The sequence below is a fragment of the Telluria sp. Soil_C_11 genome, from assembly GCF_057657395.1.
On the sequence record NZ_JBDGIN010000005.1, the window covers coordinates 131,962 to 157,203 of the forward strand.

32 protein-coding genes are annotated in these 25,242 nt (G+C 66.6%); 17 read left to right on the forward strand and 15 right to left on the reverse strand.

The window, feature by feature from the left end; all coding sequences use genetic code 11:
* Positions 1–242 precede the first annotated feature (242 nt).
* From AC3A6M_RS10885 to AC3A6M_RS10910, 6 genes are all read left to right on the forward strand, one after another.
* Positions 243–1,685 (forward strand): DEAD/DEAH box helicase, encoded by a 1,443-nt coding sequence (locus tag AC3A6M_RS10885; RefSeq protein ID WP_487852740.1) that lies wholly within the window; start codon positions 243–245, stop codon positions 1,683–1,685.
* Between the two features lie 175 nt (positions 1,686–1,860).
* Positions 1,861–2,307, forward strand: coding sequence for a MarR family winged helix-turn-helix transcriptional regulator (locus AC3A6M_RS10890; protein WP_487852741.1), 447 nt, complete (start codon positions 1,861–1,863; stop codon positions 2,305–2,307).
* A gap of 125 nt (positions 2,308–2,432) precedes the next feature.
* Entirely contained in the window at positions 2,433–3,209 is a 777-nt protein-coding gene (gene otnI, locus AC3A6M_RS10895) for a 2-oxo-tetronate isomerase (RefSeq protein WP_487852742.1), read from the forward strand.
* A 105-nt stretch (positions 3,210–3,314) separates the two neighbouring features.
* Entirely contained in the window at positions 3,315–4,172 is an 858-nt protein-coding gene (locus AC3A6M_RS10900; RefSeq protein ID WP_487852743.1) for a hypothetical protein, read from the forward strand.
* A gap of 15 nt (positions 4,173–4,187) precedes the next feature.
* On the forward strand, positions 4,188–4,712 hold the full coding sequence (locus AC3A6M_RS10905) for a hypothetical protein (RefSeq protein WP_487852744.1): 525 nt from the start codon (positions 4,188–4,190) through the stop codon (positions 4,710–4,712).
* Between the two features lie 77 nt (positions 4,713–4,789).
* Positions 4,790–5,173 (forward strand): TraR/DksA family transcriptional regulator, encoded by a 384-nt coding sequence (locus AC3A6M_RS10910; RefSeq protein WP_487852745.1) that lies wholly within the window; start codon positions 4,790–4,792, stop codon positions 5,171–5,173.
* A 1-nt stretch (position 5,174) separates the two neighbouring features.
* Here AC3A6M_RS10910 and phbB read toward each other — a convergent pair whose 3' ends face one another.
* The 5 genes from phbB to AC3A6M_RS10935 all read right to left on the reverse strand — a co-directional run bounded on the left by phbB (position 5,175) and on the right by AC3A6M_RS10935 (position 9,198).
* Positions 5,175–5,933, reverse strand: coding sequence for an acetoacetyl-CoA reductase (phbB, locus tag AC3A6M_RS10915; protein WP_487852746.1), 759 nt, complete (start codon positions 5,931–5,933; stop codon positions 5,175–5,177).
* Between the two features lie 124 nt (positions 5,934–6,057).
* Positions 6,058–6,612: a hypothetical protein gene (locus tag AC3A6M_RS10920; protein WP_487852747.1), complete on the reverse strand. Its 555-nt coding sequence runs from the start codon at positions 6,610–6,612 to the stop codon at positions 6,058–6,060.
* A 112-nt stretch (positions 6,613–6,724) separates the two neighbouring features.
* Positions 6,725–7,600, reverse strand: a complete 876-nt coding sequence (locus AC3A6M_RS10925) for a M90 family metallopeptidase (protein WP_487852903.1) — start codon at positions 7,598–7,600, stop codon at positions 6,725–6,727.
* Positions 7,600–8,385: a glutathione peroxidase gene (locus tag AC3A6M_RS10930; RefSeq protein WP_487852748.1), complete on the reverse strand. Its 786-nt coding sequence runs from the start codon at positions 8,383–8,385 to the stop codon at positions 7,600–7,602. Before AC3A6M_RS10930 ends, AC3A6M_RS10925 begins: the two co-directional genes overlap by 1 nt.
* A gap of 207 nt (positions 8,386–8,592) precedes the next feature.
* Positions 8,593–9,198, reverse strand: coding sequence for a winged helix-turn-helix domain-containing protein (locus tag AC3A6M_RS10935; RefSeq protein ID WP_487852749.1), 606 nt, complete (start codon positions 9,196–9,198; stop codon positions 8,593–8,595).
* Between the two features lie 611 nt (positions 9,199–9,809).
* On the opposite strand from AC3A6M_RS10935, the gene AC3A6M_RS10940 reads away from it, so the two are divergent.
* Complete coding sequence (locus tag AC3A6M_RS10940) at positions 9,810–10,844, forward strand: OmpA family protein (protein WP_487852750.1); 1,035 nt, start codon at positions 9,810–9,812, stop codon at positions 10,842–10,844.
* Between the two features lie 97 nt (positions 10,845–10,941).
* Positions 10,942–11,961, forward strand: a complete 1,020-nt coding sequence (locus tag AC3A6M_RS10945; protein ID WP_487852751.1) for a YihY/virulence factor BrkB family protein — start codon at positions 10,942–10,944, stop codon at positions 11,959–11,961.
* Positions 11,962–12,079: 118 nt separating this feature from the next.
* Here AC3A6M_RS10945 and AC3A6M_RS10950 read toward each other — a convergent pair whose 3' ends face one another.
* The 3 genes from AC3A6M_RS10950 to AC3A6M_RS10960 all read right to left on the reverse strand — a co-directional run bounded on the left by AC3A6M_RS10950 (position 12,080) and on the right by AC3A6M_RS10960 (position 14,468).
* On the reverse strand, positions 12,080–13,360 hold the full coding sequence (locus AC3A6M_RS10950; RefSeq protein ID WP_487852752.1) for an AI-2E family transporter: 1,281 nt from the start codon (positions 13,358–13,360) through the stop codon (positions 12,080–12,082).
* A gap of 155 nt (positions 13,361–13,515) precedes the next feature.
* Positions 13,516–13,830: a BON domain-containing protein gene (locus AC3A6M_RS10955; protein ID WP_487852753.1), complete on the reverse strand. Its 315-nt coding sequence runs from the start codon at positions 13,828–13,830 to the stop codon at positions 13,516–13,518.
* 68 nt (positions 13,831–13,898) lie between these two features.
* The gene (locus AC3A6M_RS10960; RefSeq protein WP_487852754.1) at positions 13,899–14,468 is read right to left on the reverse strand and encodes a hypothetical protein; all 570 of its coding nucleotides are present in this window, start codon (positions 14,466–14,468) and stop codon (positions 13,899–13,901) included.
* 196 nt (positions 14,469–14,664) lie between these two features.
* On the opposite strand from AC3A6M_RS10960, the gene AC3A6M_RS10965 reads away from it, so the two are divergent.
* Both AC3A6M_RS10965 and AC3A6M_RS10970 read left to right on the forward strand, forming a co-directional pair.
* The gene (locus tag AC3A6M_RS10965) at positions 14,665–15,180 is read left to right on the forward strand and encodes an outer membrane lipoprotein (protein WP_487852755.1); all 516 of its coding nucleotides are present in this window, start codon (positions 14,665–14,667) and stop codon (positions 15,178–15,180) included.
* A 75-nt stretch (positions 15,181–15,255) separates the two neighbouring features.
* On the forward strand, positions 15,256–15,672 hold the full coding sequence (locus tag AC3A6M_RS10970; RefSeq protein WP_487852756.1) for a hypothetical protein: 417 nt from the start codon (positions 15,256–15,258) through the stop codon (positions 15,670–15,672).
* 116 nt (positions 15,673–15,788) lie between these two features.
* On the opposite strand, the gene AC3A6M_RS10975 is transcribed toward AC3A6M_RS10970, so the two are convergent.
* From AC3A6M_RS10975 to AC3A6M_RS11000, 6 genes are read right to left on the reverse strand one after another with little or no spacing between them, the layout of a single operon-like run.
* On the reverse strand, positions 15,789–16,142 hold the full coding sequence (locus AC3A6M_RS10975) for a hypothetical protein (RefSeq protein WP_487852757.1): 354 nt from the start codon (positions 16,140–16,142) through the stop codon (positions 15,789–15,791).
* A gap of 30 nt (positions 16,143–16,172) precedes the next feature.
* Positions 16,173–16,559 (reverse strand): phage holin family protein, encoded by a 387-nt coding sequence (locus AC3A6M_RS10980; protein ID WP_487852758.1) that lies wholly within the window; start codon positions 16,557–16,559, stop codon positions 16,173–16,175.
* Positions 16,560–16,577: 18 nt separating this feature from the next.
* Positions 16,578–16,937, reverse strand: coding sequence for an ElaB/YgaM/YqjD family protein (locus tag AC3A6M_RS10985; RefSeq protein ID WP_487852759.1), 360 nt, complete (start codon positions 16,935–16,937; stop codon positions 16,578–16,580).
* Positions 16,938–16,975: 38 nt separating this feature from the next.
* Entirely contained in the window at positions 16,976–17,512 is a 537-nt protein-coding gene (locus AC3A6M_RS10990) for a ferritin-like domain-containing protein (protein ID WP_487852760.1), read from the reverse strand.
* Positions 17,513–17,549: 37 nt separating this feature from the next.
* The gene (locus AC3A6M_RS10995) at positions 17,550–18,494 is read right to left on the reverse strand and encodes an OmpA family protein (RefSeq protein ID WP_487852761.1); all 945 of its coding nucleotides are present in this window, start codon (positions 18,492–18,494) and stop codon (positions 17,550–17,552) included.
* Between the two features lie 45 nt (positions 18,495–18,539).
* On the reverse strand, positions 18,540–18,932 hold the full coding sequence (locus tag AC3A6M_RS11000) for a DUF4398 domain-containing protein (RefSeq protein WP_487852762.1): 393 nt from the start codon (positions 18,930–18,932) through the stop codon (positions 18,540–18,542).
* A gap of 186 nt (positions 18,933–19,118) precedes the next feature.
* On the opposite strand from AC3A6M_RS11000, the gene AC3A6M_RS11005 reads away from it, so the two are divergent.
* The 3 genes from AC3A6M_RS11005 (at position 19,119) to AC3A6M_RS11015 (ending at position 21,877) form a co-directional block, all read left to right on the forward strand.
* Positions 19,119–21,233: an AsmA family protein gene (locus AC3A6M_RS11005; RefSeq protein WP_487852763.1), complete on the forward strand. Its 2,115-nt coding sequence runs from the start codon at positions 19,119–19,121 to the stop codon at positions 21,231–21,233.
* A gap of 87 nt (positions 21,234–21,320) precedes the next feature.
* Complete coding sequence (locus AC3A6M_RS11010; RefSeq protein WP_487852764.1) at positions 21,321–21,632, forward strand: BON domain-containing protein; 312 nt, start codon at positions 21,321–21,323, stop codon at positions 21,630–21,632.
* Positions 21,633–21,655: 23 nt separating this feature from the next.
* A complete protein-coding gene (locus AC3A6M_RS11015) occupies positions 21,656–21,877 on the forward strand; it encodes a YMGG-like glycine zipper-containing protein (protein WP_487852765.1) in 222 nt (73 codons plus the stop codon).
* Positions 21,878–21,979: 102 nt separating this feature from the next.
* Here the strand turns inward: AC3A6M_RS11015 and AC3A6M_RS11020 are convergent, their stop codons facing one another.
* On the reverse strand, positions 21,980–22,723 hold the full coding sequence (locus tag AC3A6M_RS11020; protein ID WP_487852904.1) for a Crp/Fnr family transcriptional regulator: 744 nt from the start codon (positions 22,721–22,723) through the stop codon (positions 21,980–21,982).
* A gap of 176 nt (positions 22,724–22,899) precedes the next feature.
* Between AC3A6M_RS11020 and AC3A6M_RS11025 the strand changes: the two genes are divergently transcribed.
* The 4 genes from AC3A6M_RS11025 (at position 22,900) to AC3A6M_RS11040 (ending at position 25,104) form a co-directional block, all read left to right on the forward strand.
* Complete coding sequence (locus AC3A6M_RS11025) at positions 22,900–23,721, forward strand: glycine zipper 2TM domain-containing protein (RefSeq protein ID WP_487852766.1); 822 nt, start codon at positions 22,900–22,902, stop codon at positions 23,719–23,721.
* A 135-nt stretch (positions 23,722–23,856) separates the two neighbouring features.
* On the forward strand, positions 23,857–24,087 hold the full coding sequence (locus tag AC3A6M_RS11030; protein WP_487852767.1) for a hypothetical protein: 231 nt from the start codon (positions 23,857–23,859) through the stop codon (positions 24,085–24,087).
* A 90-nt stretch (positions 24,088–24,177) separates the two neighbouring features.
* Positions 24,178–24,324, forward strand: a complete 147-nt coding sequence (locus AC3A6M_RS11035; protein ID WP_230029538.1) for a lmo0937 family membrane protein — start codon at positions 24,178–24,180, stop codon at positions 24,322–24,324.
* Positions 24,325–24,432: 108 nt separating this feature from the next.
* Positions 24,433–25,104, forward strand: a complete 672-nt coding sequence (locus AC3A6M_RS11040; RefSeq protein ID WP_487852768.1) for a YiaD family glycine zipper/OmpA-like lipoprotein — start codon at positions 24,433–24,435, stop codon at positions 25,102–25,104.
* The last annotated feature ends 138 nt before the right edge of the window (positions 25,105–25,242 follow it).

Below are 25,242 nucleotides of genomic sequence, written 5' to 3' on the forward strand. Positions count from 1 at the left end.
ATGGGGCTGCAGGCCTGCTGACCCGCTTCCGGCGCCCCACCCCGGCGCCGCGCCTCCGCTTCACCGCTAAAATTTCCCTAGCGAAACATTTTTAAAATATAATTCGTGCAGTCGTTAACGTTCTTGTTGATGACTGCGTCACGGCGTCCCGGCACCAGTACCGGTCGCCCTGCCTTGTGTAATCCGATCGGCTGGACTGGCGCCCCAAACCATGGCGACGGGCCGATCCATACAGAAAATCTATGTCCTTCACTACTCTCGGTCTGACCGACGCCATCGTACGTGCCGTTACCGAAGCGGGCTATACCGCTCCGACTCCGATCCAGGCCCAGGCCATCCCGGCCGTACTGGGCGGTGGCGACCTGCTGGCCGGCGCCCAGACCGGCACCGGCAAGACCGCCGGCTTCACCCTGCCCGTGCTGCACCGCCTGTCGACCGACAGGAACGGCGCCGCGCTGACGAACAAAACCTCGAAGCGCCCGATCCGCGCCCTGGTGCTGGCCCCGACCCGCGAACTCGCGGCCCAGGTCGAGGAAAACATCCGCACCTACGCCAAGTACACCAACCTGAACTCCGCCGTGATCTTCGGCGGCGTCGGCATCCACCCGCAGATCAAGCTGCTGGCCAATGGCGTCGACATCCTGGTCGCCACCCCGGGCCGCCTGCTCGACCACGTCGGCCAGGGCACCATCAAGCTCGACAAGATCGAGATCCTGGTGCTGGACGAAGCCGACCGCATGCTCGACATGGGCTTCATCCACGACATCAAGAAAGTGCTGGCAGTGCTGCCGCCGAAGCGCCAGAACCTGCTGTTCTCGGCCACCTTCTCGGACGAGATCAAGGCCCTGGCCGACAAGCTGCTGAACAACCCGGCGTCGATCGAAGTCGCGCGCCGCAACTCGACCGTCGAGGTGATCGCCCAGACCATCCACCCGGTCGACCGCGACAAGAAGCACCCGATGCTGGCCCACCTGATCAAGTCCAACAACTGGAAGCAGGTGCTGGTGTTCACCCGCACCAAGCACGGCGCCAACAAGCTGGTCGAACAGCTCGGCAAGGACGGGATCGGCGCGATGGCGATCCACGGCAACAAGAGCCAGTCGGCGCGCACCAAGGCGCTGGCCGAGTTCAAGGACGGCAGCCTGACCGCGCTGGTCGCGACCGACATCGCCGCGCGCGGCATCGACATCGACCAGCTGCCGCACGTGGTCAACTACGACCTGCCGAACGTGCCGGAAGACTATGTGCACCGGATCGGCCGCACCGGCCGCGCCGGCGCCACCGGCGAAGCCGTGTCCCTGGTCTGCGTCGACGAACACCAGATGCTCAAGGACATCGAGAAGCTCATCAAGCAGACCCTGCCGCGCCAGGTGATCCCGGGCTTCGAACCGGATCCGAACGCCAAGCCGCAGCCGATCCAGCTGCGCAGCGGCGCGCCGGGCCATGGCAACCGCGGCGGCCGCCCGGGCGGCGGTCGTCCGGGTAACGCACCGCGCAGTGGCGCTCCGGCGGCGGGCCGCGGCCCTGCCCCGTCCGGCCAGCGCAGCGGTCCGGCAGGTGGCGCACCGCGCAGCGGCGCCAACGCCGGCGGCGGTCGTGGCAATGGCGGCGGCAACGGCGGACGCAGTGGCCAGAACCGCGGCCCGCGCCCGGCCTCGGCACGCAGCGGCGGCGGCGATCGCTGATCGATAGCCGTTCCAGCACCTGAGAACCGGCCGGGGCCGCGCAGCGTCGATTGCTTGCGCGGCCCCGGTTTTTTTGCGCCTTCCTCATATATTTGAGCACTCAAGTACTTGCCAACAGTCGTAATCGTCCATATACTTGATTACTCAAGTATATTTCAATCAAACGAGGCCCTTCATGAGCGACGCCCACACCGACACCCTGACCACCGAATTCTGCCTGCGCATGGGACGCGCCTGGGCCGCCCTTTCGCGCCGCCTGGACAGCGCCCTCGGCGGACACCACGGCATCAGCTTCGCCGACTACCAGTTGCTGCTGCACCTGCAGCGCGCCCCCGGCGGCCGCCTGCGCCGGGTCGACCTGGCCGAGAAGCTGGGCCTGACCGCGTCCGGCGTTACCCGCTCGCTGCTGCCGCTGGAAAAGATCGGCCTGGTCGACCGCCAGAGCGATCCGCGCGACGCCCGCGTCGGCTACGCCATCATCACGGCCGCCGGCAGCGAACTGGTCACGAACGCCACCACCGTGGTCGACAACGTCAGCCGCGCCATGCTGGGCGCACCGTCGCGGACGCAGATCGAGGCGAGCTCGCAGCTGCTGGCCCAGCTGGCCGGAACCGGCCAATAAGCAGGCCTGATCCAGATAATCCGGGCCAGGCCCGGCGGCGCCGACAGATCGACGAGCCGGGGTCCGACAAGCGGCCGCGCCGTGGCTCCCGACGGCGCATTGCCATTTCGGCTACAATTTTGTCCATGCCAAAATTTGCCGCCAACCTGAGCCTGATGTTCAACGAGCTCGGCTTCCTCGAGCGCTTCGCCGCGGCCCGCGCGGCCGGCTTCGACGCGGTCGAATTTTTATTCCCCTACGCCTTCGAGCCGGAACAGATCGTCGGCCGCCTGCAGCGCTACGGGCTGCAGCTGGTGCTGCACAATTTCCCGGCCGGCGACTGGGCCGCGGGCGAGCGCGGCTTTGCCTGTGATCCGCGCCGCGCCGGCGAGTTCCAGGACAGCGTCGAGCTGGCACTCGACTATGCGGTCGAGCTCGGCGTGCCGCGCCTGCACTGCCTGGCCGGCAAGCTGCCGCCGAACGTCGCCCCCGAGCGCGCCCACGCCACCTTCGTCGCCAACCTGCGCTTCGCCGCCGAGGCCTGCGCCCGCCACGGCATTGAGGTCCTGATCGAGCCGATCAACGACCGCGACATCCCCGGCTACTTCCTGACCCACAGCGCCCAGGCCGCCGGCATCATCGCCGAATGCGGCGCGCCGAACCTGTTCCTGCAGTACGACATCTACCACATGCAGCGCATGGAAGGCGACCTCGCCAATACCCTGCGCGAGCGCCTGCCCCTGATCCGCCACATCCAGCTGGCCGACGTGCCCGGCCGGCACGAACCCGGCACCGGCGAGATCAATTTCCCCTTCCTGTTCAAGCTGTTGGACGAGCTCGGCTACGATGGCTGGATCGGCTGCGAGTACGTGCCGCAAGGCGACACGGTGGCCGGACTGGGCTGGCGCGATGGCTGGATCTGAACCTGGCTATCCGCGTTTGACTTGATTGGAGGCAAGGTAGCCGTTGGGCAACCTTGAAAGAATGGGACTTTTCGAGCACGGCTTTCCGCCGACTGGAAAGGAGCCATGGACATTCGCCCGTACTGGCATCGCGCCCTGCTTATCCTGCTTGCCGCCCTGCTGCTGGGCGGCTGCGCCACCACCGGCCAGGTCAGCCTCGCGGAAGTGAGGCAATTCGCCGACGCCTCGGCCCGCCTCGGCGGCTATGCCGAGCTGTCGAAGCGCTACCGCGACACCTACGAACGCGAGCAGCCCTACCTGTCGCCGGCCGCCGACCGCATCGCGAAGGAAAACGACGCGCGCCGCAAGGCCGTCTACGACGACTTCATCAGCATCCAGAAAAGCCTGGTGCTCTACATGCAGACCCTGAGCGTGCTGGCCGGCGACGCCCGCTACGACCTGTCGACCCAGCTCGACGACCTCGGCAACGGCCTCAAGGCCAACGCCGAGTCCGGCCTGCAGCAGCGCCACGTCGCCGCCTACACCGGCCTGACCCGCCTGCTGACGCGGGTGATCGCTTCCGGCTACCAGAACCGCAGCGTCGAGACCATGGTGCGCGACGGCGACGCCGACCTGCAGGTGCTGCTGGAGGCGATGATCGCCCTGACCCGCTTGTACGCCAAGACCAACGAGAACGAGAAGAAGACCATCCTCGGCATCTTCGACGTGGAGATCCCGTTTTCGACCAGGAACTCGGACCGCATGCTGGTGACCCTGGCCAAGGTCCACTATCTGAGCAAGTCGACCGAATACAAGCTGATCGACAAGCGCTACGAACTGGCCCTGCAGGGCCTGACCAAGGTCGCGCTCGGGCACCAGAAGATGCGCGAGAACCTGCACAAGCTGTCCGGCGAGGAAATGCGCAAGCTCCTCGGCAACTATGCGCGCGAGCTGGTGACCCTGCGCGACGCGCTGTCCAATTGAACCCGAGGAGGGAAGATGGCAAGCGATACCCCCACCCCGCAGCCGGCGCCCGGCCAACCGCCGGCCCAGACTCCGGCCGAAGCGCTGTCCACCGCGATGCAGGTCGAGGAGCTGGCCGACCGCCTGTCCGCCTGCGCCGACAGCATCCACGAGCGGGTGATGCGCGATATCCACCACAGCCAGGAACAGCACCACGGCGAGGTGCCGGAGGCGGACCAGGCGGTCGCCCGCGCCCTGCTCGACGCCGAGATCGAGCTGCGCCAGCGCGCAAACCGCCTGTATGCCGAGGCCGCCGCTTGCATCGTCGGCCCGCTCGGCCAGTCGCAGCAGCACCTGGTCGCCCTCACGCATGATGCCGCCGAGAAGATCAAGCGCATCACCCGCATCGGCGACGGCATCACCCTGGTCGCCCGCCTGCTGGGCCTGGCAGCGGCGGCCGCCACCGGGCAGGCCATGCCGGTCCTGAGCGCGATCGACCAGCTGAAGACCCAGCTCGATACGATCGCCCTGCACGAGACGCCGCCCGCCAAGAGCGTCTAGCGGGGATTGTCCTAGGCGCTCCGAGTTTGCGCTACACTGGTCTTCCGCGAGCCAGCATCCAATCGGAGGGCCTTTCCATGACCGTCAATCCAACCGTCCAGCCAGGCGGCGCGGACCAGGACCGGCTCGCACTGCTGAAATCGATGCTGGAACAGCGCCTGCGCGCGCTGGAAAATGTGGAGGCGCCGCCAGCCCCCGACGAGGCCTTGCCGGTCGCGGAAGTCGAAAGCTCGCCGCTCGACCGCGCCACCGTGCGCCTGCTGAACGACCTCGAGCGCGAAGCCGCCGGGCACCATGCGGCCGAGGTGCAGGTATTGCGCCACGCGCTGGCCAAATTCGAGGATGGCAGCTATGGCCTGTGCGAAGTGTGCGGCCAGCCGATCGGCGAATCGCGCCTGCTGGCGCGGCCGGAAGCGCGCCTGTGCATTGCCTGCCAGACGCGGGCCGAAAAGGGACGCTAATTTAATACATGTGCTGGCCGCCGTTGATGGCCAGGTTGGCGCCCGTCATGAACGCCGCGTCCTCGGAGACAAGATAGGCCACCAGCCCCGCCACCTCGTCCGGCTCGCCCAGGCGGCCCATGGGGATCTGCGGCAGGATCCTGTCGTTCAGGACGTCCTGCGGCACCGCCTCCACCATCTTCGTGCGCAGGTAGCCCGGCGAGACCGTGTTGACGGTGATGCCGTGGCGCGCCATCTCCAGCGCCAGCGCCTTGGTGAAGCCGTGCATGCCGGCCTTGGCGGCGGCGTAGTTGACCTGGCCGAAGGCGCCCTGCTGGCCGTTGACCGACGAGATGTTCACGATGCGGCCCCAGCGCCGCGCCATCATCGGCTCGATCGCCTGCCTGCTCATGTTGAAGACGCTGTCGAGGTCGGCGCGCAGCACGGCCTGCCAGTCGGCCACGCCCATCTTGCGCAGGCTGCGGTCGCGCGTGATGCCGGCATTGTTGACGAGGACGTCCAGCCGGCCCATCTCGGCCAGCAGCTTCTGCATCATCCACTCGCAGTCGCCGTAATCGGTGACGTCGACCTTGTAGGCCTTGAAGCGGTAGTCGTCGTCGCGCTGGGCCGACAGCCAGGCTTCCGGCATGGGATTGCCCGGCGAATGCGTGGTCGCCACCCGGAAGCCTTCGTCGTGCAGGCGCCGGCAGATTGCCGTCCCCAGTCCACCCATTCCGCCCGTCACCAGGGCTACCTTCGGAGTTGCTTTGTCAACATGCATGGCTGTCGTCCTGTCGTCGGTAAGGCCGCGCGGTCTGCGCGGCGGGAAGTACCGAGTCTAGGAGCGCCATCAAGCCCAGCCTTGACAAAGCGCAATGGTGTAAAGGTTCAGCGCGCTTGAGGGTTCAGCGCAGGATGTCGGGGGCACTGCCCGGGTCGAAGTCGGCCCAGTCGCCGTCGACGATATTGCCGCGGGCGCGTTCGATCTGGGTCGCGCCGAGGCCGCGCAGCACATCGACCGCGCGCGCCTCCATGCCGGGGTCGTCGAAGGCGACCGCGACCAGCATGCCGGCATGGCGGTTCTCGAGCGGCGCGCGGCCGCCCTCCTCTTTCTCTCCGGCTTCCTTCATCTTGGAGAAGCTGAACAAGGAGCCGACGTGGGCGCCGACCAGGCCGCCGACCACCGGCCCGAGCGGCCCCGTCAGCGGCGAAGTCACCGCGCCCGCCACCACGCCGACCGCGGCGCCGGCGCCGGCGCCCTTGGCCACGCCCTCTGGCGTCTCCCTGGCGCCCGGCGACTGGATGTGGTCGCCGCCGATCGGGGTCTGGTCGTGCTGGCCCGGCTGGCTCAGGTAGAAGGCGCTGATGCGTTCGCCCGCGAAACCGGCGTCGAGCAGCGCACGGCGCGCCCGCGCGATCTCGTCCTGAAGCTGGAAGTGCCCTGCAATGATCATAGACATGGGAAATCCTCCTGGATTCGTCAGTACTGCAGAGCATGCGCGCCCGGCGCCCGCTTCTCTGTACGCAAACGCACGCAGTTTGCCGCCAGTCGCAGAGCCTGCCCCGCAGGCTCTACTGCCACTGGCCGTAGACCATCCCGTGCGGCTCCGGTTCCTCCCACTGCGGCTGCGGGAACCACGCGCGCGGATCGACGTGGAAGTAGCGCTGGAATTCGGCGTACAGCTCCGGATGGCGCGCCGCCAGCGCGTACGGCTGCTCGAAGAAGCTTTCGGTGGCGACCGCGAAGAACTCGGCCGGGCTGCTGGCGCCGTAGGGATCGAGCACGTCGCGGTGGCCCCAGTAGGTATCGCGGCGCAGCAGTTCGAAATCGCGCGACAGGGTCGCCGACCAGCGCCGGTAGCTGTCGGCGCTGCCGAGGATGGGCGCGCCGTTGGTGCTGCCCGATTCGCTGTCGAGCTGGTGCGCGAACTCGTGCAGCACCACGTTCTGCGCCCCTTCCGGCACATGGCCGGCGCGCTTGACGTGGTCCCAGGACAGGATCACGCGGCCGTCGCCCCAGGATTCGCCGAGCAGGTCCTGGCGCGTCTCCGTCACCACGCCCCCTGGATCGACCTGCTTGCGCGGCACCAGGAAGGCGCCGGGGTACACCAGCACCGCGTGCAGTCCGGGATAGACGGAGGTAGCGCGGTTCAGCAGCAGCAGGCAGGCCTGGGCCGCGATCGTCACCCGCATCTCCTCGGTGACGTCGAGGCCGGCGCAGCCGACGAAGGTCTTTTCGTGCAGGAAACGCTTGACCAGGTCCTGCAGCTGTTCGCGCAGCGGCCCCGGCATGGCGCGGTACTGGACCACGTTGCGCTCGATGATGGCCAGCTGGGCCGGCACGAGCGGGCGCGCGAGCGCGCGGCGCAGGCGCCAGCGCGGCAGGCCCCAGGCCAGCAGCAGCCCGCCCACGATCGCGGCGCAGGCGAATGCGGCGCCGGTGTCCATCACGCGGCCGCCGGCGGGACCGGGCCGCCGCTCGCCGGGGCGCCGGCCGAGCCGAAGTGCGCCTCGACGGCATCCGCGCCGCCGATCCGCGTGCCGCCCACGAACACCTGCGGCCAGGTCATCTCGCCCGAGACGGCGCGCAGCACGCTGGTCGTGATCTTCTGGTCCTGCGGGATGTCGGTGAAGGCGATGCCGCGCGCCTTCAGCACGGCCTTGGCGCGCGCGCAGAACGGGCAGCCGGGCTTGGAGAACATCACCACCGGCTCGCTGGGCTCCGCTTCGGGATTGATGTGATGCAGCATGGTGTCGGCATCCGACACCTCGAAGGGGTCGCCCTCCTTGTCCGGCTCGATGAAGATCTTGTCGATGATGCCGTCCTTCACCAGCATCGAATAGCGCCAGGAACGCTTGCCGAAGCCGAGCTCGCGCTTGTCGACCAGCAGGCCCATGCCTTCGCTGAAGTCGCCATTCCCGTCCGGAATCATGGTGATGTTGTCCGCTTCCTGGCTGCGCTGCCATTCGTTGACGACGAAGGGATCGTTGACGGTGATGCAGACGATGTCGTCGACCCCGTTCTCGCGCAGCACCGGCGCCAGCTCGTTGTAGCGCGGCAGGTGGGCGGACGAGCAGGTCGGCGTGTAGGCGCCAGGCAGGGCGAACACGACCACGGTCTTGCCCCTGAACAGCTCGTCGGTCGTGATGTCGCGCCACTGGTCGTCGGGCCGCGCCTTGAACGTGACCTGGGGAACGGGCTTTCCTTCCAGCGAATCGGCACTCGGTAACATGGGATCTCCTGAGGTTGGCGCGGCGGCAGTGCGCCGCTTCCCGCCAGATATGGGAGCTGTTATCGGAGTTTCAATCGGAAAGTGAGCCGTAAAAAAAGCCACCGCCGGGAAGGCGGTGGCGTGCATCGTGCCGTTTTCCCCGCGCCACAGCCGCCATCGCGGCTGGAGTCGGGTTCAGGGCAGATTCGTGGCGTGCCGGACGCGGCCTTACTTCGCGACCTGGCTCGGGGCCGGGCCGAACAGGGCGGCGACCAGCGGATCGCGGGTGACCGGGCTGCGGTTCACGCGGATCGCGTAGTGGGTGTCGTCGGCCAGGATGTGGAAGTGGCGGCCGGTGCCGGCCATGCTCTGCTCGCGCAGGCCCGGACGCTCCTTGCGCGGGGCAGCGCCTTCGCGCTTCGGCTGGCAGATCGCGGCCAGGAAGGCCTTGACGCGCTCGGGATCCGGCGAGATGCGGTACACGGCCTTGCCCAGGTAGGTGGCGGTGCCCTCGATGTAGCGGGCCAGTTCGATCACGCCGGCTTCGCGCAGGTCGCGGATGTACTTGCGGGCGCCCGACGGCGAGAACTTCAGGAACCAGGCGATTTCGTCGGCCAGCATTTCATGTGTCTGCAGCTCGCCAATCAGCTTCTGCATGTTCTCGATGCGGCGCTGGGTGGCCGAGGTCGACCGCACACGCTCGATCGGCGCCAGCGAAATCGGGGCGCGCTCGGTCGGCTGCGGGGGGACGCGTTCGATCAGTGCAGAGTTGCTGGAAGTGTGCACTGCGCCGATGTCGCCTTGCACCGCGTTGTGGTGAGTCGCTGCATGCATGTTGGTTTACTCCATGTAATAAGACTGTGTTCTGTGTGGCCCGGACCAGCGTCTTACCTCTATGACCTTTGGACAACACGCCGGTTCCGCTTAACTGGATACAAGATTGCCTGCGTCAGACCCGGAGTTCTGTGCGCCAGCCAACATTGCCGAAAATTTCTCAAAGTTATTTAGTTGCCCCGCGTATTGACGCGGCGCAGCCGTTCAATTGCAAAAAGTGGAAAAAGGCGACGGTGTTTGTGGAAGGCACGACAACAAAATGCCTCGGGTGACGCTGGATGTCCGGAAGTAACGATAAAAGATCGTGTCATCACGACCCTAAAGTATTACAAATTGAAACAATCAAATCGACAACTTTCCACCTAGAATCTTGTAATTTGGCAATATATCGGCGACATTGCTCGAAGATGAACGCATCTTAATGCATTGACTATGGATGAGCAGGAAAAATCAGGAACTGTCGCGTTGCGAAATTGTCACAATCACGGATTCCTAGGTGCGGTACCGCACGGACCATAGGAAAGACCGGCTTGTATTCTTGACCACAACATCACTGTCTAGGCATGCGATGTCAGCACTTTTACAACCTATAGGAGTTACCTGTGAATAATATGAAGAAGATCGCTCTGGCTGCCGCCCTGCTCTGCTCGGCTGGTTCGACGCTGGCTCAAGAAGTCATCAATCCGTCCTGGTACGTGGCGCCGACCGTCGTCCGCATCAAGCCCGATCATGACTTCGGCGTCGGAGGAAGTGACTGGGGCGGCGGGTTGAAGTTCGGCAAAGCGGTAACCCCGATGTGGGACATCCAGCTCGGCGCCACCCATTCCCGCGCCGACAACAGCCTGACCAACTACCACCAGACCGTGGTGGGCGCCGACGCGCTGCTGATGCTGTCGCGCAAGGCCTTCCGTCCCTTCCTGCTGGTCGGCGTCGGCGGCGAACGCGACAAGATCAGCCGTCCGGGCAACAACACCTCCGCCTGGTCGCCGTACATCACCGCCGGCCTGGGCTTCCAGGCCAGCCTGAACGACCGCTGGTCGATGCAGCTCGACGCCCGCGCGCTCAAGAGCAACCTGCGCCACGACGACGACTTCGGCTTCTCGAAAGCGCTCACCAAGTACGTCAGCCTGAGCCTGATCTACGCCTTCAATCCGCCGCCGGCACCGTATGTCGCCCCGGCCCCGGCGCCGGAACCGGCCCCGGTCGCGCAAGCCCCGGCTCCGGCTCCGGAACCGGTCGCTCCGCCGCCGCCGCCGGCCCGCTTCGAGAAGGTGACCCTGTCGGCGACCGAGCTGTTCGCCTTCGACAGCGCCACCCTGTCGATGCCGCAGCCCAAGCTGGACGACATCGCCGCCGCCCTGCAGGCCGATCCGTCGATCACCGACGTCGACATCGTCGGCTACACCGACCGCCTGGGCTCGACCAAGTACAACCAGAAGCTGTCGCAGCGCCGCGCCGACGCCGTGCGCGAGTACCTGGTCGGCAAGGGCATCGACGCCAAGCGCCTGCAGGCGCATGGCAAGGGCGAGGCCAACCCGGTCGTCACCGACTGCCACCAGAAGAAGAAGTCGGAGCTGATCGAGTGCCTGGCACCGAACCGCCGCGTCGAGGTGGAGCAGATCACCGTCGAACGCCGCGTGCAGTAACACGGTTTGCGGGAGCGTCCGCGCTCCCGCAGAGAGCGCCGGTCCTTGCCGGCCTGTCGGCGCGCCTTCGGGCGCGTTTCTGTTTGGAGGAAGCGATATGGATGTAAAAAACTGGATGCCGTTTTCGCGCAAGGTCGTCCACGTGATGCGCTGTGCCGTGACGGAATGGATGGAACACCGCGCGGCCAGCAAGGGCGCGGCCCTGGCCTTCTATTCCCTGTTCTCGCTCGCTCCCATCCTGGTGCTGGTGATCGCCGTCGCCGGCTTCTTCTACGGCGCCGAAGCGGCCCAGGGCCAGCTGATCGGCGAACTGCGCGGCCTGGTCGGCCCGAAGGGTGCACAAACCATCGAGGCCATCCTGGCCGGCGCCCAGAACAAGGACAGCGGCCTGTTCGCCACCATCGTCGCCACCGTGCTGCTGGTGATCGGCGCCACCACCGCCTTCGCCGAACTGAAGGACAGCCTGGACGAGATCTGGGGCGTACCGCCGCCCAAGGACGCCTCCTGGTGGGACACGGTGCGCACCCGCCTGCTGTCCTTCGGCCTGATCCTGACCCTGGCCCTGCTGCTGATGACCTCGCTGGTGGTCTCGGCCGCGCTGACCGTGGCCGAGAAATTCATCGGCGGCTACTGGCATAACGCCACCGTCATCTTCGGCTGGGTCGCCTGGGCGTTCAGCTTCCTGGTGATCGCCACCCTGTTCGGCGTGATCTACAAGCTGCTGCCGCGCATCAAGCTGTCCTGGCACGACGTGACCATCGGCGCGCTCGGCACCGCGATCATGTTCACGCTGGGAAAATACGCGATCGGCCTGTACATCGGTAACAGCGGTACCACCAACAGCTTCGGCGCGGCCGGCTCCCTGATCGCCTTGCTGCTGTGGGTATATTACTCAGCGCAGATCTTCTTCCTTGGCGCCGAGTTCGCGCGCCAGTACGCGATCCAGATGGGTTCCCTGAAGAAGCCGGAAGGCAAGGAAGTCTCGCCGCTGGGCGACCTGCCCGACGGCCGGCCGGAACGCCGCATCCGCGAGCGCCGCACCTCGGGTTCGCGCGACCGCCGCACGGCCGGGGCGCCGGACCGGCGGCTGGGGGTGGCGGTCAACCAGACGGCCTGAAAATTGTTATGTCGTCCCCGCGCAGGCGGGGACCCAAGCTCTGCGCAAGCCGTCGATACGCTTGCAAACTTGGATTCCCGCCTGCGCGGGAACGACGAGTGAGCTGCGGGAACGACAACTATTCCCCCAGCAACTCCGCCACCACCTCCATGTCCTCCACCCGCTCGGCCACCACCTTGATCACTACCACCACCGGCACGCCGAGCAGCAGGCCCCACATGCCCCACAGCCAGCCCCAGAACAGCAGGCTGACGAACACGGCGGCCGGGTTCATCTTGGCGATCTTGCCGGTCATCCAGGTGGTGACGACCATGCCCACCAGGGTCGCGATCGCCAGCGAGGCGCCGGCCACCAGGATCACCATGCGCAGCGATTCGAACTGCAGGAAGGCGACCAGGCCGGTCGCAGAGGTGATCAGCAGCGGCCCGAAATACGGCATGATGTGCGCCACGCCGGCGAAGATGGCCCAGGCGCCGGCGTTTTCCAGGCCGATCATGCGCAGCACGCCCCACATCAGCAGGGCCAGCAGCGTGTTCGTGACGAGCAGCATGAACATATAGTTCTGGATCGAGGTATTGATGTCCTCGAGAATGTGCACGGTGACCTTCTTGCGCGTCAGCGAAGGGCCGGTCAGCTTGACCAGCTTGCGCTTGAACGTGTCGCCGGCCAGCAGCAGGAAGAACACCAGGAACACGACCATCGTGGCCTGCGACACGAAACTCGCCAGGCCCATCGAACCGGCCAGCAGCCAGTCCATCACGCGGAAATTGCTGGCCCCCGGGCTGCTTGCCGGCGTCGGGTGGGCCTTCTGCAGTGCGCGCCGCGCGTCCGAGCCGGCATTCGCGGCCGCCTGTTCGATCTCGGCCGCGGCCGCCTGCACCTGCTGGATGGTCGAGGGCTGGCCGTCGGACGCCTGGGTGATCAGCCTGGTGACCTTGTGGGTCAGCGAGGGCAGCCCGTCGATGATGTTGAAGAACTCGCCCTGCAGGCGCTGGATCGTGAGTCCCATGCCGGCCAGGATCAGGGCCGTGACCAGGGTCGCGCCGATCGCGCGCTTGACATGCCAGCGTTCCAGCCAGCGCACCACGGGACTGAGGGTGTAAGCGATGAAGATGCCGAGCAGCAGCGGCACGAAGAAATTCTTGGCCCATTGCAGGGCGAACACGAAGGCGACGGTGGCCAGGATGCCCAGCGACATCCCGCGCGCGTTCACATGCACGGGCAGGCGCAGGCCACCGTGCAGGGCGCCCAGCTCTTCGCCGGTGGGCGCGCCCTCGCCGCTCAGCAAGCCGGCTTCGTGGGCCGCCTCCTCGGGCGAACGCACGGCTGCGGGCGGCGGCGGCGCGGCGGGGGACTCGGATGGCTCGGCGGTTTTGTCGCCAGTGGGAGCGAGCTGCATATCGTTACCTGCAAAAAGAAAAGGCCAACCCCTGGGCTGGCCGATATGTTCCTGTCCAGCCGACGCGCCAGGGCGAATCACCCAAGGTATCGCCCGCGGCGGCCGGACATCGTCATCCGGCGTCAGCTCATTCTACGCGGATCGCTCCACGAGTCTTACTTGACGCGGATGTCGTTCTTCACCGAGGTCACGCCCTTCACGCCGCGTGCGATGTCGGCGGCGCGCTGCGCATCCGCCGGCTGGGCCACGAAGCCCGACAGCTGGACGGTGCCCTGGTAGGTCTCGACGTTGATTTCGGTGGCCTTCACGTTCGGATCGGCGGCGAAGGCGGCCTTCACCTTGGCGGTGATGCCGGCGTCGTCGAGGTACTGGCCGGTGCTTTCGTGGGTCGAGGTCTGTGCGCAGCCGACCATGCCGAAGGCGACGGTGGCGGTAAAGATAGCGGTGGCGATACGTTTGGTCATGGTCATGATGAGCTCCTTTGTTGTCAATGAATCACAGGGGTGATGCGGGTTTGCCGGAACGGCAGGTACAAAACTTATTTGCCGAACTGGGTCCTGGCGTTCGACATGCATTGGTCGCGGGCGGCGCCGGCAAAGGCGTCGCAGCGCTCCTTCGCCACTTTCCAGGCCGCGTCCAGCTTGTCGTCGCGCGCTTCATTGCGCGCTTCGATGGTCTTCTGGTCGGCCTTCGCGTCGGCGCGCGCGGCGACCAGCGCTGCCTTGGCCTGGGCCTGGCAGACGTCCTTGTCGTTGCCCGTCATGCCGGCGCATTTCGTCCTGTCGCGGTCGTACTCGGCGTCGGCGATGCGCATGCGGGCGCGGGTATAGGCTTTCAGCGTGTCTTCGTATTTCGCGCGCGCTTCTTCCTCGGCGCGCACGCGCGCGGCCTTGGCTTCGGCCACGCACACATCCTTCGGGTTGCCGGTCACGGCGTCGCACCGGGCGCGTGCATTCTTGTAGTCGGCGGCCGCCAGTTCGCGCGCCTGCTCGTAGGCCAGCTTGGCCTGCGGCGTGGCGGTCCGCACCAGCTGGCCGGCGGCGCGCGCATGGCCGGCGCCCCACAGCAGCGCTGCGCCCAGCAACAGAATCACATGAGGTGTCCGCATTTTTTCTTCTCCTTTTTTCAACACTCAGATGACGTTTTACTCTGCCGTAACGAAGAGTTCTGTTCGGTGCCGAACACAGTCAAATAGTTGTGCGAAATACATGGATGAGTTACAAGGGCACAGGGTGCGTCATCGCACAGACCTCAGGCATGGCACTGCTTAAGCTGGAGCTACATCATTGCCAGGAGAACAAGTCATGAAAACTATTCGTACTCTCGCCGCCCTGGTCGCGGCCGGCGCCATCCTCGGCGGTTGCGCCAGCAGCAGCCCGGACCCCTACTACGGCACCAGCGGCTACGCCAATAACGGCTACAACGGCAGCTACAACGGCAGCTACAACGGCGGCTACCGCGACGGCTACCGCGACAACGTGGCGGCCGGCTACGGCACCATCGAATCGATCCAGGTGACGACTGCCGATGGCCGCACCAGCGGCGCCGGCGCCATCGTCGGCGGCCTGGTCGGTGCGCTGGCCGGCAACCAGGTCGGCAGCGGCGGCGGCCGTACCGCGGCCACCGTGGCAGGCGGCGTGGCGGGCGCGGCGATCGGCAACAACGTCGAACGGAACCGCAATGCGGATGGGCAGCAGATGTATGCGGTGAATATCCGCCTCGACAACGGCGAATACCGTACCGTCATGCAGGACAACGTCAACGACCTGCGCGTGGGCAACCGCGTGCGCATCGTCGACGGCCGCGTCTACCGCTATTAACATCGATGCGTTGAATCGCAACACACGCCGGCGCCTGTGCGCCGGCTTTCGCTCGTCAAGAGCTTGGAGAAACGGATGAGACAGCCACAACGATCCTGGCCCGCCATCGCGCTGGCCACCTTGCTGGCGGCCGCGGGCGCCCATGCCCGCGACCAGGCCCAGACCAACGACGACAGCACGGTCGGCAAGGCCGTGGCGGCCAGGCAGGCCAGCGAGATCAGGAGCGGCGATCCGGCACGCTGGCACCGCGAAGATCCGTCGCGCCAGGCGCGCCTGCGCATCCTGCAGAAGGAAATCGGCGCAGCCTGGCAGGAGGCGAAGAATGCCTGCCGCGAGGGCGCGGCGGCCGAGCGCAGCGCGTGCCTGAAGGAAGCGCGCGCGACCTACGAGCAGGACATGAAGAATGCGCCGTCCCAGCTCGACGAGGCGCCGAAAGGCACGGTCGAGACCTCGGTCCAGACCGTCACCACAGCCCCGCCGCCGTCCCGCTGACGACAGCCGGCAAAAAGACGGCGTCCAATCCGAGGATTGCGACGCCGCTCAAGCCCCACCATATTCTTTCATCCGGGCCGGCCAGGTCATTGGTCCTGCCGGCCGCGAATGCGCTCTCAGTATGCCATTTGCTGCGCGCGTTTGCGCTGCACGTACCAAGCGGCAACACCTGCCAGAGCCGCGATGCCCAGCGCCGGCTTCCCGAGCTTGCGCTTTCGGATGAAGCCTAGCACGGTTAGGGCATAGGGGGCCAGCACCGATACGCTTGTACCGGTAGGTTTCAGCAGTGCATCGGCACGCGTGCGCAGGGCCCAGGTCGCGTGATCGATGACCGTATGGAACATTACTTCGGGACGCGCCGCATGCTTGATCTGGGCGCGCGAATGCGCCAGGCCGGCGCGATAGAACTCGCCGTCGCGCAGCAGTGCGCGCTTCTTTTCCTCGTGGCTGCGATGGTCGTGCTTGTCCATGTTTCCTCCTTTATCCTTGGGCCTGCATGCTCACATCAGCATGTCGCGGTCGTTGCGCAATTCCTTCATCGTCTCCGGGAAAGCGAGCTTGCCCTGCTTCAGCATGGAGAGGCCCTTGGCCACCAGGATGCCGGTGATGATGAGGAAGAGGAAGAACATGACGAGCAGGATCTTCCAGCCCATTTCGTCCCAGGCCAGCGCGACGATGGTCGCCGTGCCGTAAGCGAGGGCGAACCAGGTGGCGAGCACGGCCATCGCGAAGATGGCGACGAGTTCGATCAGATGGTTGCGCACCTCGGTCATTTCGAGCGCGGCGAGCTCCACGCGCGACACCACCAGGCCGAACAGGTTTTTCGCCAGGCCCGTGATCCCACCCATGAGGCCGGGGCCATGCACGACGGTTTCTTCTTTTTCCATGGCTGCCCCCGGCTCGTATTATTTGCGGCCCAGCAGGACACCGATCAGCAGGCCGGCGCCGGCCGCCACGGCCACGGTGCGCCACGGGTTGTCCTTGACGTAGACATCGGCCGTGTGCGCCAGTTCCTTGCCCTTGACCATGGCTTGATCCTGGTACTTGCGGCCCTGGCCCAGGGCGGCATCCAGCATCCGCATGCCGCGCGCGCGCAGCTCTTCGGCCTTGGTGCCGGTCAGGGAGGCGGCCGCGGTCAGCAGCGACTGGGCATCCTTGACCAGGGTCTGCATGTCGGAGCCGGCGTCGTCCAGCTTGTCGTTCATGGAGGCCGACTGGGCCTTGGCGCGCATGGCGCCGGTGTTGGCACGGATGGAATCGAGCATGTTGTACTCCTTGTTCTTGGTGGGTTGGGAAAGCGTTGTTATGCCAGCAGGTCGCGCATGTCGTCGGCGTGTTCCTCTTCGGTCGCCAGGATCTCGACCAGCATGTTCCTGGTGGTCGGGTCCTTGTCGCCGATCGCCTGGATCATCTGGCGGTAGGACTCGATCGCCACGCGCTCGGCGATCAGGTCGGCGCGGATCATGGCCTGCACGTCTTCCGAGTCGTCGTACTCGGCATGGCTGCGCTGGGTCAGCGTGGCCGGGTTGAAGTTCGGCGAACCGTTCAGCTGCACGATGCGCTCGGCGATGCGGTCGGCGTGGTCCTGCTCCTGCTGGGCGTGTTCGAGGAACTCGGCCTTGATGTGGCCGGTGTTCGGGCCGCTGACGGTGTAGTAGTGGCGCTTGTAGCGCAGCACGCACAGCAGCTCGGTGGCGAGCGCGGCGTTCAGCATGCCGATCACGGCCTCGCGGTCGGCGGCATAGCCTTCGGTGACGGCGCCGTCCTCGAGGTTGGCGGCCGCGCGGCGGATCTCTTCGATGTCGAAGCCGTGGGCCAGCTTGGAGTTCGTCTCGTTCATGTGGATCTATCCTTGTGTCAAAAAACTAAAAACAAAATCAACGCATCGGCGCGCGCGGCGGAATCGGTGCGTTCTCGTTCGACAGCACGATCTCGACACGGCGGTTCAGCTGGCGGTTCGAAGAGGTGTCGTTCGACGCCACCGGATACATCTCGCCGTAGCCGCGGGTCGCCACGCGCTCGCGCGGCACGCCGAGGCTGGTCAGGGCCTGGGCCACGGATTGCGCGCGGCGCTCCGACAGGTCGCGGTTATGCGCGGAACTGCCGGTGCTGTCGGTAAATCCTTCGACCAGCACGGTGCGGTCGGGGTTCTGCATCATCACCTCGGCCAGTTTGCGCACGGTCGCCATGCCGTTCGCGTTCAGCTCGGCGCGGTCGGTGGCGAACAGCACGTCGCCGATCGTCACGACCATGCCGCGCTCGGTCTTCTGCGCATGCAGCTCGACCAGGATCGCTTCCAGGCGCGCGGCGCGCTCGGCCAGCTGGGCATTCTGCTGCTGGGCCGCGGCGGCCTGGGCCTGGGCATCCTGGGCCTGCTGCTGGGCGCTCTGGGCCTGCTGCTGGGCGGCGGCGGCCTGGGCGTTGGCGGCGGCGGCTTCACGCCTGGCGCGCTCGGCCTCGGCGGTGCGGGCCTCGAGCTGCACGCGGTCGCGCTGGCGGCTGGCGTCGGCGATCTCGGCCTCGGCCGACTTCGCCTTCGCCACTTCCTGGGCGGTGGCGATGCGCTGCTTGGCCACGTAGGCCAGGCGGTCGATCGTGTCCAGGCTCTCGCGCTTGGCGGCGGCCTGGTTGGCGCGGTCCAGGGCTTCGCTGGCCTGGCGGAATTCCAGCGGCGCGTAGCTCGCGACCTGCGGGTTGTTGCTGGCAGCCACGTAATCGGCACGCGCCTCGTCGAGCGTCGCGGTGGTGGTCGGAACGGTGCTGCAGGCGGCCAGCAGCACGGTGCCGGCGAAGATCGCCGACTTCAGGAAATGCACTTTCATCGCGGGTCCTTTCTTCTTCTGTGCGCCTGGCGGCGCGTCGTTGGATCAGTGCTGGTCGGAATTGGCGCGGTCGACTTCCTGGCGCAGCACGCGCAGGTCTTCGTTGAGCGCGTTCGAGGCGGCGGTGGCCTTGGCCGAATTCGCCTTGGCCTGGGCCAGCTTGGCGTCGGCCTGGGCCTGCACCGCCAGCTCGCGCGCCAGCTTGTAGTCCTTGGCGGCGAGCGCCTGGTTGGCGCGCATCATCTTGTCGCGCGCCGACGAGATCTCCTGCGGCGCCAGCTCGGGCGCACCGGCCGACACCGCGTTATCGACGGCGTTGTGCGACACCGCGACGGCAGCCGTGGCCGGGGTCTTTTCCGGGCTGGCGCAGGCGGCCAGGCCCAGGACCGCGGCGGCTGCGCCAAGCTGCAGCAGCAGGTTCATCGATTTCGTGTGCATCGTCTTCTCCCATTCAACGATTTGTGTTGGTAACGTTATAAGCCTCTTGCTTGAAGAGATCGGTTCGCTGCCGCACATAGGGCGGTGTTGGCGCCGGGGTCATCCCGGTAGGGTGCGGCACCGCACATTGATTGGCAAACCTTTACGTTAATCTGGCTTCAACAGACTTCCACAAGAAGGATTGCCATGACAACCCAACAGCACGAGGAGAACAAGCCGGCGGACCAGGACAACCACGGCACCGCCAAGCAGCACCGGGTCCACGCCAAGCGCGCCGTCTCGCGCCCGCTGAAGATCGCGTTGTGGATCCTCGGCATCCTGGTCGCGCTTCCCGTCATCGCCATCATCATCCTGCTCACCTTCGACTGGAACCGCGCCAAGCCCTGGCTGAACGCGAAGGTCAGCGACGCCATCGAGCGCCCGTTCGCGATCGTCGGCGACCTGTCGGTGCACTGGGAGCGCCCGTCCGAGAGCATCGTCCCGGGCCAGCGCACCTGGCGCGACCACATCCCCTGGCCGCACCTGGTCGCGAACGACGTCCACGTCGGCAATCCGGCCAACATGCCGAAGGGAGACACCGCCAATGTACGCCAGTTCTCGTTCTCGCTGAATCCTTTTGCCCTGCTCAGCCACACCATCCATATCCCGGTGCTGCGCTTCGACGGCCCGCGCGTCGAACTGCTGCGCACCGACGCAACGCATTACAACTGGGTCTACCAGCACGAGCAGAAACAATCGAAGTGGAAGCTCGACCTCGAGCGCCTGGTGCTGTCGAAGGGCGTGATCCACATAAAGGATGCGGTCACCGACGCCGACATCACGGCCGACGTCGACACCCTCCCCGGCGACCCGGTCTACGGCATCGGCTTCAAGGTGCACGGCACCTACAAGGATGCGCCGGTGACGGGCGGCGGCAAGACCGGCGGCGTGCTGACCCTGAAGGACCAGGACGCGCCCTTCCCGGTCCAGGCCGACGTGCATTCCGGCCCGTATGCGCTGGCCGTCGAAGGCACGGTCACGCGGCCGGCCAGGCTGGCCGGGCTCGACCTGCGCCTGAAGCTGGCCGGCCCCAGCATGGCGCGCCTGTACGCCTTCACCGGCGTGGTGCTGCCGGAGACGCCGGCCTTCTCGACCGAGGGCCACCTGGTCGGCTCGCTCGGCGCGGAAGGCAGCCGCTGGACCTACGACAAGTTCAAGGGCCGGGTCGGCGAATCCGACATCGCCGGCAGCCTGAGCTTCCAGAACCGCAAGCCGCGCAACAAGCTGACCGCGACCGTGCATTCGAACCAGCTGCGCTTCGCCGACCTGGGCCCGCTGATCGGCGCCGACTCGAACGCCAGCAAGCGCGCCCGCGGCGTGAGCGCGGTGCAGCCGGCGGGCAAGGCGCTACCGGTCGAGAAGTTCCACACCGAAAAATGGAAGATGCTGGACGCCGACGTGCGCTTCACGGCCGACCGCATCGTCAAGACCGCGCAGCTGCCGCTCAACAAGCTGAAGACCCACCTGACCATGGAGAACGGCGTGCTGCGCCTGCAGCCGCTGGACTTCGGCATGGCCGGCGGCAGCGTGAACTCGAACGTCACCCTGGACGGCAGCGGCGGCGCCGGCAAGGACGCGATCAAGGCCACGCTCGACGCCACCGCGCGCAACATCGAAGTCAAGCAGCTGTTCCCGCAGATCCAGAAGATCCAGCAGGCGACGGCCGGCGACATCTTTGCCCAGGCCAAGCTGACCGCCACCGGCGACTCGGTCGGCGAGATGCTGGCGAAATCCAACGGCGAGGTGAAGGGCCTGGTCAGCCAGGGCGTCGTCAGTAAGCTGCTGCTCGAGGAGGCCGGCCTGAACGTCGGCAACGTCATCATCACCAAGCTGTTCGGCGACAGGCAGGTGAAGCTGAATTGCCTGGCCTCGGACTTCGACGTCACCAACGGCGTCGCCAAGACCAACACCTTCGTGCTCGACACCGAGGAAGCGATCGTCGACATCAACGGCTGGGTCAACCTGAGCAGCGAGCAGATCGACCTGCGCGTCAAGCCGGAGACCAAGGCGCTGCGCCTGTTCACCCTGCGCACGCCGTTCTACGTGCGCGGCACCTTCAAGAAGCCCGACCTGCAGCTCGACAAGAAGGTGCTGGCGATGAAGGGTGGCGCCGCCGTCGCGCTGGCCGTGGTGGCCGCGCCGGCCGCCGCCCTGCTCCCGCTGATCAACACCGGCCCGGGCAAGGACAGCCCCTGCGCGGCCCTGCTGGCGGAAGCCGGCGCCAAGCCGCAGGCGCCGCCGCCGGGCAAGCAGAAACGCTGAGAACGGTAGTGTGAGATGTCGTACAGACCCTCCTATCGTGCGCACCTAATCTGGAGGCAAGCAACACAAAACGTAGCAAGGAGCAAGATGAAGCAATTCGGATGTACCGTGACGCTGCTGGCCGCCTTGGTGCTGGGCACGGTGACCGTCTCGGGATGCGCCGCCACCGGCGAAGCCGCCGGCCAGGCCATCGACGACGCCACCATCACGACCGGAGTCAAGGCAGCCATCAACGGGGATCCGAACCTGAAGGTTTCCGATCTGTCCGTGGAAACCGAACAGGGAGTCGTCCAGCTGGGCGGATTCGTCAGCTCGGCGGACGATGTGGCGGCAGCAGCAGCGGCTGCCCGCACCGTGAAGGGCGTGAAATCGGTCAAAAACGACTTGCGCCTCAAATAACAACCCACCGTAAGGAGATCATCATGAAAACCATCAAGCAAATCGTCGTGACCGCTTCCCTGGCAACCGCAGCCCTGGCCCTGACCGGCTGCGCCGACATGTCGCGCCAGGACCGTAACACCGCCGTCGGCGCGGGCGTCGGCGCCGTGGCCGGCTCGGTCCTGACCGGCGGCAGCGCTGTCGGCACCGTGGGCGGCGCAGCCGTCGGCGGCGTGATCGGCAACCAGACCAGCAAGACCCACTAAGCAGGCAGGCCGGCGCAAGCCGGTCGCGCAGGCGAAAGCGAAAACGCCCCGTTTCGACGGGGCGTTCTGCTTTTCGGTGAAGGTTTTTTTGAAGGAAGCGGGTCAGGCGAACAGCGGCGCGGCGGCCGTGGCCCCCGCGCCGGCGCCCGCTTCGCGCACGATCTCGTAGCAGGTGCAGGCGGCCTGCGCCAGGCCTTCGGGATCGAGGATCTCGATGTTGCCGCGGCTGTAGTTGATCAGCCCCTGCTGCTGCAGGGCGCTGGCGGCCTTGGTGACGCCGACCCGGCGCACGCCCAGCGCATGCGCGAGGAACTCGTGGGTCAGGTGGAAGCGGTCGGACTGCAGGCGGTCGCGCGTGACCAGCAGCGAACGCGCCAGGCGCGCCTCCAGCACGTGGTAGCGGCTGCAGACGGCGATCTGGATCGCCTGGGCCAGCAGGGCATCGGTGTAGCGGTACAGGACGCGCTGCAGGGCCGGGCTGCGCGCGAACTCGGCGCGGAACAGGTCGGCGTCGATGCGGCTGGCGCTGCCGGCGCGCTGCACCACCGCGCGCACCTGGGTGGTGTCGTGGCCGAGGGCGACGGTGGCGCCCAGCATGCCTTCGCGGCCGACCAGGCCCACTTCGAGCGTCATGCGCACTTCGGCCACGGCCATCATCGAGACCAGGCAATCGTGCGGGAAGTAGATGTGGCGGATCGGGTCGCCCGGTTCGCACAGCACCGCGCCGAGCTCCACCTGGACCTGGTCGAGCGCCGGCAGCATGCGTGCCAGGTCTTCCGGCGGAAGCGCGGCCAGCAGCAGGTTGGCGTTATGCTCGGCGACCATCGGTGCAGCAGGAGAATTCATCGGGCCCTCGCGGTAGGACGCCGGCGGGAACCAGCCCGGCGTCGCGGTATCATTTGCTAACAACTTCTGGTCAGCGTACCGGTGCGGTCGGGGGAAGTATGTACGGTGACGCACGGAACCGGGTGTTGTTGGCAGGGACAATGACCAGACCGAAGCAAATAAGAAAAGGACCCGCCATGAACACCCATCCGACACCTCCGGCGCGCCGCGGCCAGCATCCCCTGCTGCTGCTGGCGGCACTCGCCGTGATCCTGTTTTGCGCAGTCGGCACCGCCGCCATCATGGGCTGGCTGCCGTCCTCGAAAGGCCGCACCGCGACCAACGAACTGAGTGCCGCCGACCGCGCCGCCCTCTCCGCCAGCCTGCAGCAGCCGGGCATGGCGCCGGTGCCCGCCGCGCCGCCCGCCATGGCGCCGGCCGCGCCGGCCTATCCGGCCCAGGCACTGGCCGGCGGCTATGCGCCGGCGCCGGCCGCTCCCCTGCCCGCCGCTCCCGCCGGCGCCTACGCCGAACCGGGCTACGCCGCCCAGGGCACCAGCGCCTACGGCAGCAGCGCCCAGGGCACGACCGCTTCCGGCTACGCCGAACCGGCGCCGGTGCGCGAGAGCCATGCGAAAGCGAAGGCCACGACCCGCGTGGCGCAGGAAGACTCGTCCAGCCGCTGGTGCGGCACCTGCGGCAACGTCGAATCGATCCGGACCATCACGACCCGCGCGCAAGGCAGCGGCGTCGGCGCGGCCGGCGGTGCGATCCTCGGCGGCCTGCTCGGCAACCAGGTCGGCAGCGGCCATGGACGCCAGCTGGCGACGGTGGCCGGCGCGGTCGGCGGCGCGGTGGTCGGCAACCAGGTCGAAGGCAATATGAAGGCCAGCCGCAGCTACGAGATCCGGGTCCGCCTGGACGACGGCACCCTGCGCACTTTCCACCAGCAGAGCGCGCCGCAATGGCGTACCGGCGACCGCGTGCGCATCGTCAAGGGATCGCTGCGCGCGGCCTGATTTCATGCACGCGGGATGGACCTGGACGGGGCTTCGACCCCGTTTTTGTTTTCTTTTTCGCAATGTGCGCTAGCGCACGGAACTCAGCCGTATGGCGGTCAAGAATCAGGAACAATCACGCGAAAGGGGATTCCAATGAACAGCATCGCATGGGTAGGAATCATTCTCTGGGGCCTGCTGATCACCGGCTTCGGCCTCGTCAGCGCCGGCCCGGCGCCGCAGCCCGGCAGCGTCGACATCGCCGCGCACGACGTGTTCTTCCTGATCACGGGCGGCCTGATGATCTGCATGATCGGTTTCGTCGGCCTGATGGGTTTCATGGGATGGATCCCGGGATTGCGAAAAGAACAAAAATCCGCCGCTTAATGTACGTCAGCGTACGGAGCACAGCCGCGGATCCCGGGATACTGAACCTACGGCAAAGACATCGCCGGTTCAAACGGAGAGGACATCATCATGCTCTACACTATCGCAGTAGTACTCATCATTCTGTGGCTGCTTGGTCTGGTCACTTCCTATACCGTCGGCGGCTTCATCCACATCCTGTTGGTCGTTGCCGTCATCATGATCCTGGTACGCCTGATCAGTGGACGCGGGATATAACATCCGCCACGCAGCACCCCGCAGTACCGTCCGATCCGTTTCGCGGTCGTACCCCTGATTGGTGGGGCGCGACTGCGAAACGGATATTTTTTTTTGAAGGAGAACGCCATGCATACTGCTTTTATCCGGTCCACCCTGTGCGCGACCGTCCTTGCCGTAGCCGCCAGCGGCTGCGCTGACATGAACGCCACCCAGCGCGGCACCGCCACCGGCGCCGGCGTCGGTGCCGGCCTGGGCGCCATCATCGGCGCCAGCACGGGCGGCGGCGGCAGCGGCCGCGCTGCGCGGGGCGCAGTGCTGGGCGGCCTGGCCGGCGCAGTGGCCGGCAACGTCTGGTCCAAGCGCATGGAGCAGCAGCGCCAGACGATGGAACAGGCCACCCGCGGCACCGGCGTACAGGTCTCGCAGACCGCCGACAACCGCCTCAAGCTCGAGATCCCGAGCGACATCTCGTTCGACACCAACCGCGCCGACATCAAGCCGAACTTCCGGCCCATCCTCGACCGCTTCGCGACCACCCTGAACGAGAACCCGGGCACCTACGTGACCATCATCGGCCACACCGACAGCACCGGCGGCGACCAGATCAACCAGCCGCTGTCGCTCGACCGCGCCACCCATGCGCGCGACTACCTGGCGTCGCGCGGCATCGACCCGAACCGCATCACGGTCGAAGGCCGCGCCGCGCGCGAGCCGATCGCCTCGAACGACGACCCGGCCGGCCGCGCCCGCAACCGCCGCGTCGAAATCTACGTGAACGAGCCGGGACGCGCCGGCTGATTCCTGCCGGGCGCCGTCCCCGTCGAGGCGGCGCCCGGTGACTTTCGGTGAGTTTTCAAACACTTGCCACAGTGCGGCGCAGGATCCGGCAGCGCATGGACTCCTGCGCACGCAGCAAAACAAAATCCATGGTATTTA

Bases quoted from the DNA above. Each gene is read 5' to 3' on its own strand.
- AC3A6M_RS10885 (WP_487852740.1), top strand. From the start codon at position 243: ATGTCCTTCACTACTCTCGGTCTGACCGACGCCATCGTACGTGCCGTT.
- AC3A6M_RS10890 (WP_487852741.1), top strand. From the start codon at position 1,861: ATGAGCGACGCCCACACCGACACCCTGACCACCGAATTCTGCCTGCGC.
- otnI (WP_487852742.1), top strand. From the start codon at position 2,433: ATGCCAAAATTTGCCGCCAACCTGAGCCTGATGTTCAACGAGCTCGGC.
- AC3A6M_RS10900 (WP_487852743.1), top strand. From the start codon at position 3,315: ATGGACATTCGCCCGTACTGGCATCGCGCCCTGCTTATCCTGCTTGCC.
- AC3A6M_RS10905 (WP_487852744.1), top strand. From the start codon at position 4,188: ATGGCAAGCGATACCCCCACCCCGCAGCCGGCGCCCGGCCAACCGCCG.
- AC3A6M_RS10910 (WP_487852745.1), top strand. From the start codon at position 4,790: ATGACCGTCAATCCAACCGTCCAGCCAGGCGGCGCGGACCAGGACCGG.
- phbB (WP_487852746.1), bottom strand. From the start codon at position 5,933: ATGCATGTTGACAAAGCAACTCCGAAGGTAGCCCTGGTGACGGGCGGA.
- AC3A6M_RS10920 (WP_487852747.1), bottom strand. From the start codon at position 6,612: ATGTCTATGATCATTGCAGGGCACTTCCAGCTTCAGGACGAGATCGCG.
- AC3A6M_RS10925 (WP_487852903.1), bottom strand. From the start codon at position 7,600: ATGGACACCGGCGCCGCATTCGCCTGCGCCGCGATCGTGGGCGGGCTG.
- AC3A6M_RS10930 (WP_487852748.1), bottom strand. From the start codon at position 8,385: ATGTTACCGAGTGCCGATTCGCTGGAAGGAAAGCCCGTTCCCCAGGTC.
- AC3A6M_RS10935 (WP_487852749.1), bottom strand. From the start codon at position 9,198: ATGCATGCAGCGACTCACCACAACGCGGTGCAAGGCGACATCGGCGCA.
- AC3A6M_RS10940 (WP_487852750.1), top strand. From the start codon at position 9,810: ATGAAGAAGATCGCTCTGGCTGCCGCCCTGCTCTGCTCGGCTGGTTCG.
- AC3A6M_RS10945 (WP_487852751.1), top strand. From the start codon at position 10,942: ATGGATGTAAAAAACTGGATGCCGTTTTCGCGCAAGGTCGTCCACGTG.
- AC3A6M_RS10950 (WP_487852752.1), bottom strand. From the start codon at position 13,360: ATGCAGCTCGCTCCCACTGGCGACAAAACCGCCGAGCCATCCGAGTCC.
- AC3A6M_RS10955 (WP_487852753.1), bottom strand. From the start codon at position 13,830: ATGACCATGACCAAACGTATCGCCACCGCTATCTTTACCGCCACCGTC.
- AC3A6M_RS10960 (WP_487852754.1), bottom strand. From the start codon at position 14,468: ATGCGGACACCTCATGTGATTCTGTTGCTGGGCGCAGCGCTGCTGTGG.
- AC3A6M_RS10965 (WP_487852755.1), top strand. From the start codon at position 14,665: ATGAAAACTATTCGTACTCTCGCCGCCCTGGTCGCGGCCGGCGCCATC.
- AC3A6M_RS10970 (WP_487852756.1), top strand. From the start codon at position 15,256: ATGAGACAGCCACAACGATCCTGGCCCGCCATCGCGCTGGCCACCTTG.
- AC3A6M_RS10975 (WP_487852757.1), bottom strand. From the start codon at position 16,142: ATGGACAAGCACGACCATCGCAGCCACGAGGAAAAGAAGCGCGCACTG.
- AC3A6M_RS10980 (WP_487852758.1), bottom strand. From the start codon at position 16,559: ATGGAAAAAGAAGAAACCGTCGTGCATGGCCCCGGCCTCATGGGTGGG.
- AC3A6M_RS10985 (WP_487852759.1), bottom strand. From the start codon at position 16,937: ATGCTCGATTCCATCCGTGCCAACACCGGCGCCATGCGCGCCAAGGCC.
- AC3A6M_RS10990 (WP_487852760.1), bottom strand. From the start codon at position 17,512: ATGAACGAGACGAACTCCAAGCTGGCCCACGGCTTCGACATCGAAGAG.
- AC3A6M_RS10995 (WP_487852761.1), bottom strand. From the start codon at position 18,494: ATGAAAGTGCATTTCCTGAAGTCGGCGATCTTCGCCGGCACCGTGCTG.
- AC3A6M_RS11000 (WP_487852762.1), bottom strand. From the start codon at position 18,932: ATGCACACGAAATCGATGAACCTGCTGCTGCAGCTTGGCGCAGCCGCC.
- AC3A6M_RS11005 (WP_487852763.1), top strand. From the start codon at position 19,119: ATGACAACCCAACAGCACGAGGAGAACAAGCCGGCGGACCAGGACAAC.
- AC3A6M_RS11010 (WP_487852764.1), top strand. From the start codon at position 21,321: ATGAAGCAATTCGGATGTACCGTGACGCTGCTGGCCGCCTTGGTGCTG.
- AC3A6M_RS11015 (WP_487852765.1), top strand. From the start codon at position 21,656: ATGAAAACCATCAAGCAAATCGTCGTGACCGCTTCCCTGGCAACCGCA.
- AC3A6M_RS11020 (WP_487852904.1), bottom strand. From the start codon at position 22,723: ATGAATTCTCCTGCTGCACCGATGGTCGCCGAGCATAACGCCAACCTG.
- AC3A6M_RS11025 (WP_487852766.1), top strand. From the start codon at position 22,900: ATGAACACCCATCCGACACCTCCGGCGCGCCGCGGCCAGCATCCCCTG.
- AC3A6M_RS11030 (WP_487852767.1), top strand. From the start codon at position 23,857: ATGAACAGCATCGCATGGGTAGGAATCATTCTCTGGGGCCTGCTGATC.
- AC3A6M_RS11035 (WP_230029538.1), top strand. From the start codon at position 24,178: ATGCTCTACACTATCGCAGTAGTACTCATCATTCTGTGGCTGCTTGGT.
- AC3A6M_RS11040 (WP_487852768.1), top strand. From the start codon at position 24,433: ATGCATACTGCTTTTATCCGGTCCACCCTGTGCGCGACCGTCCTTGCC.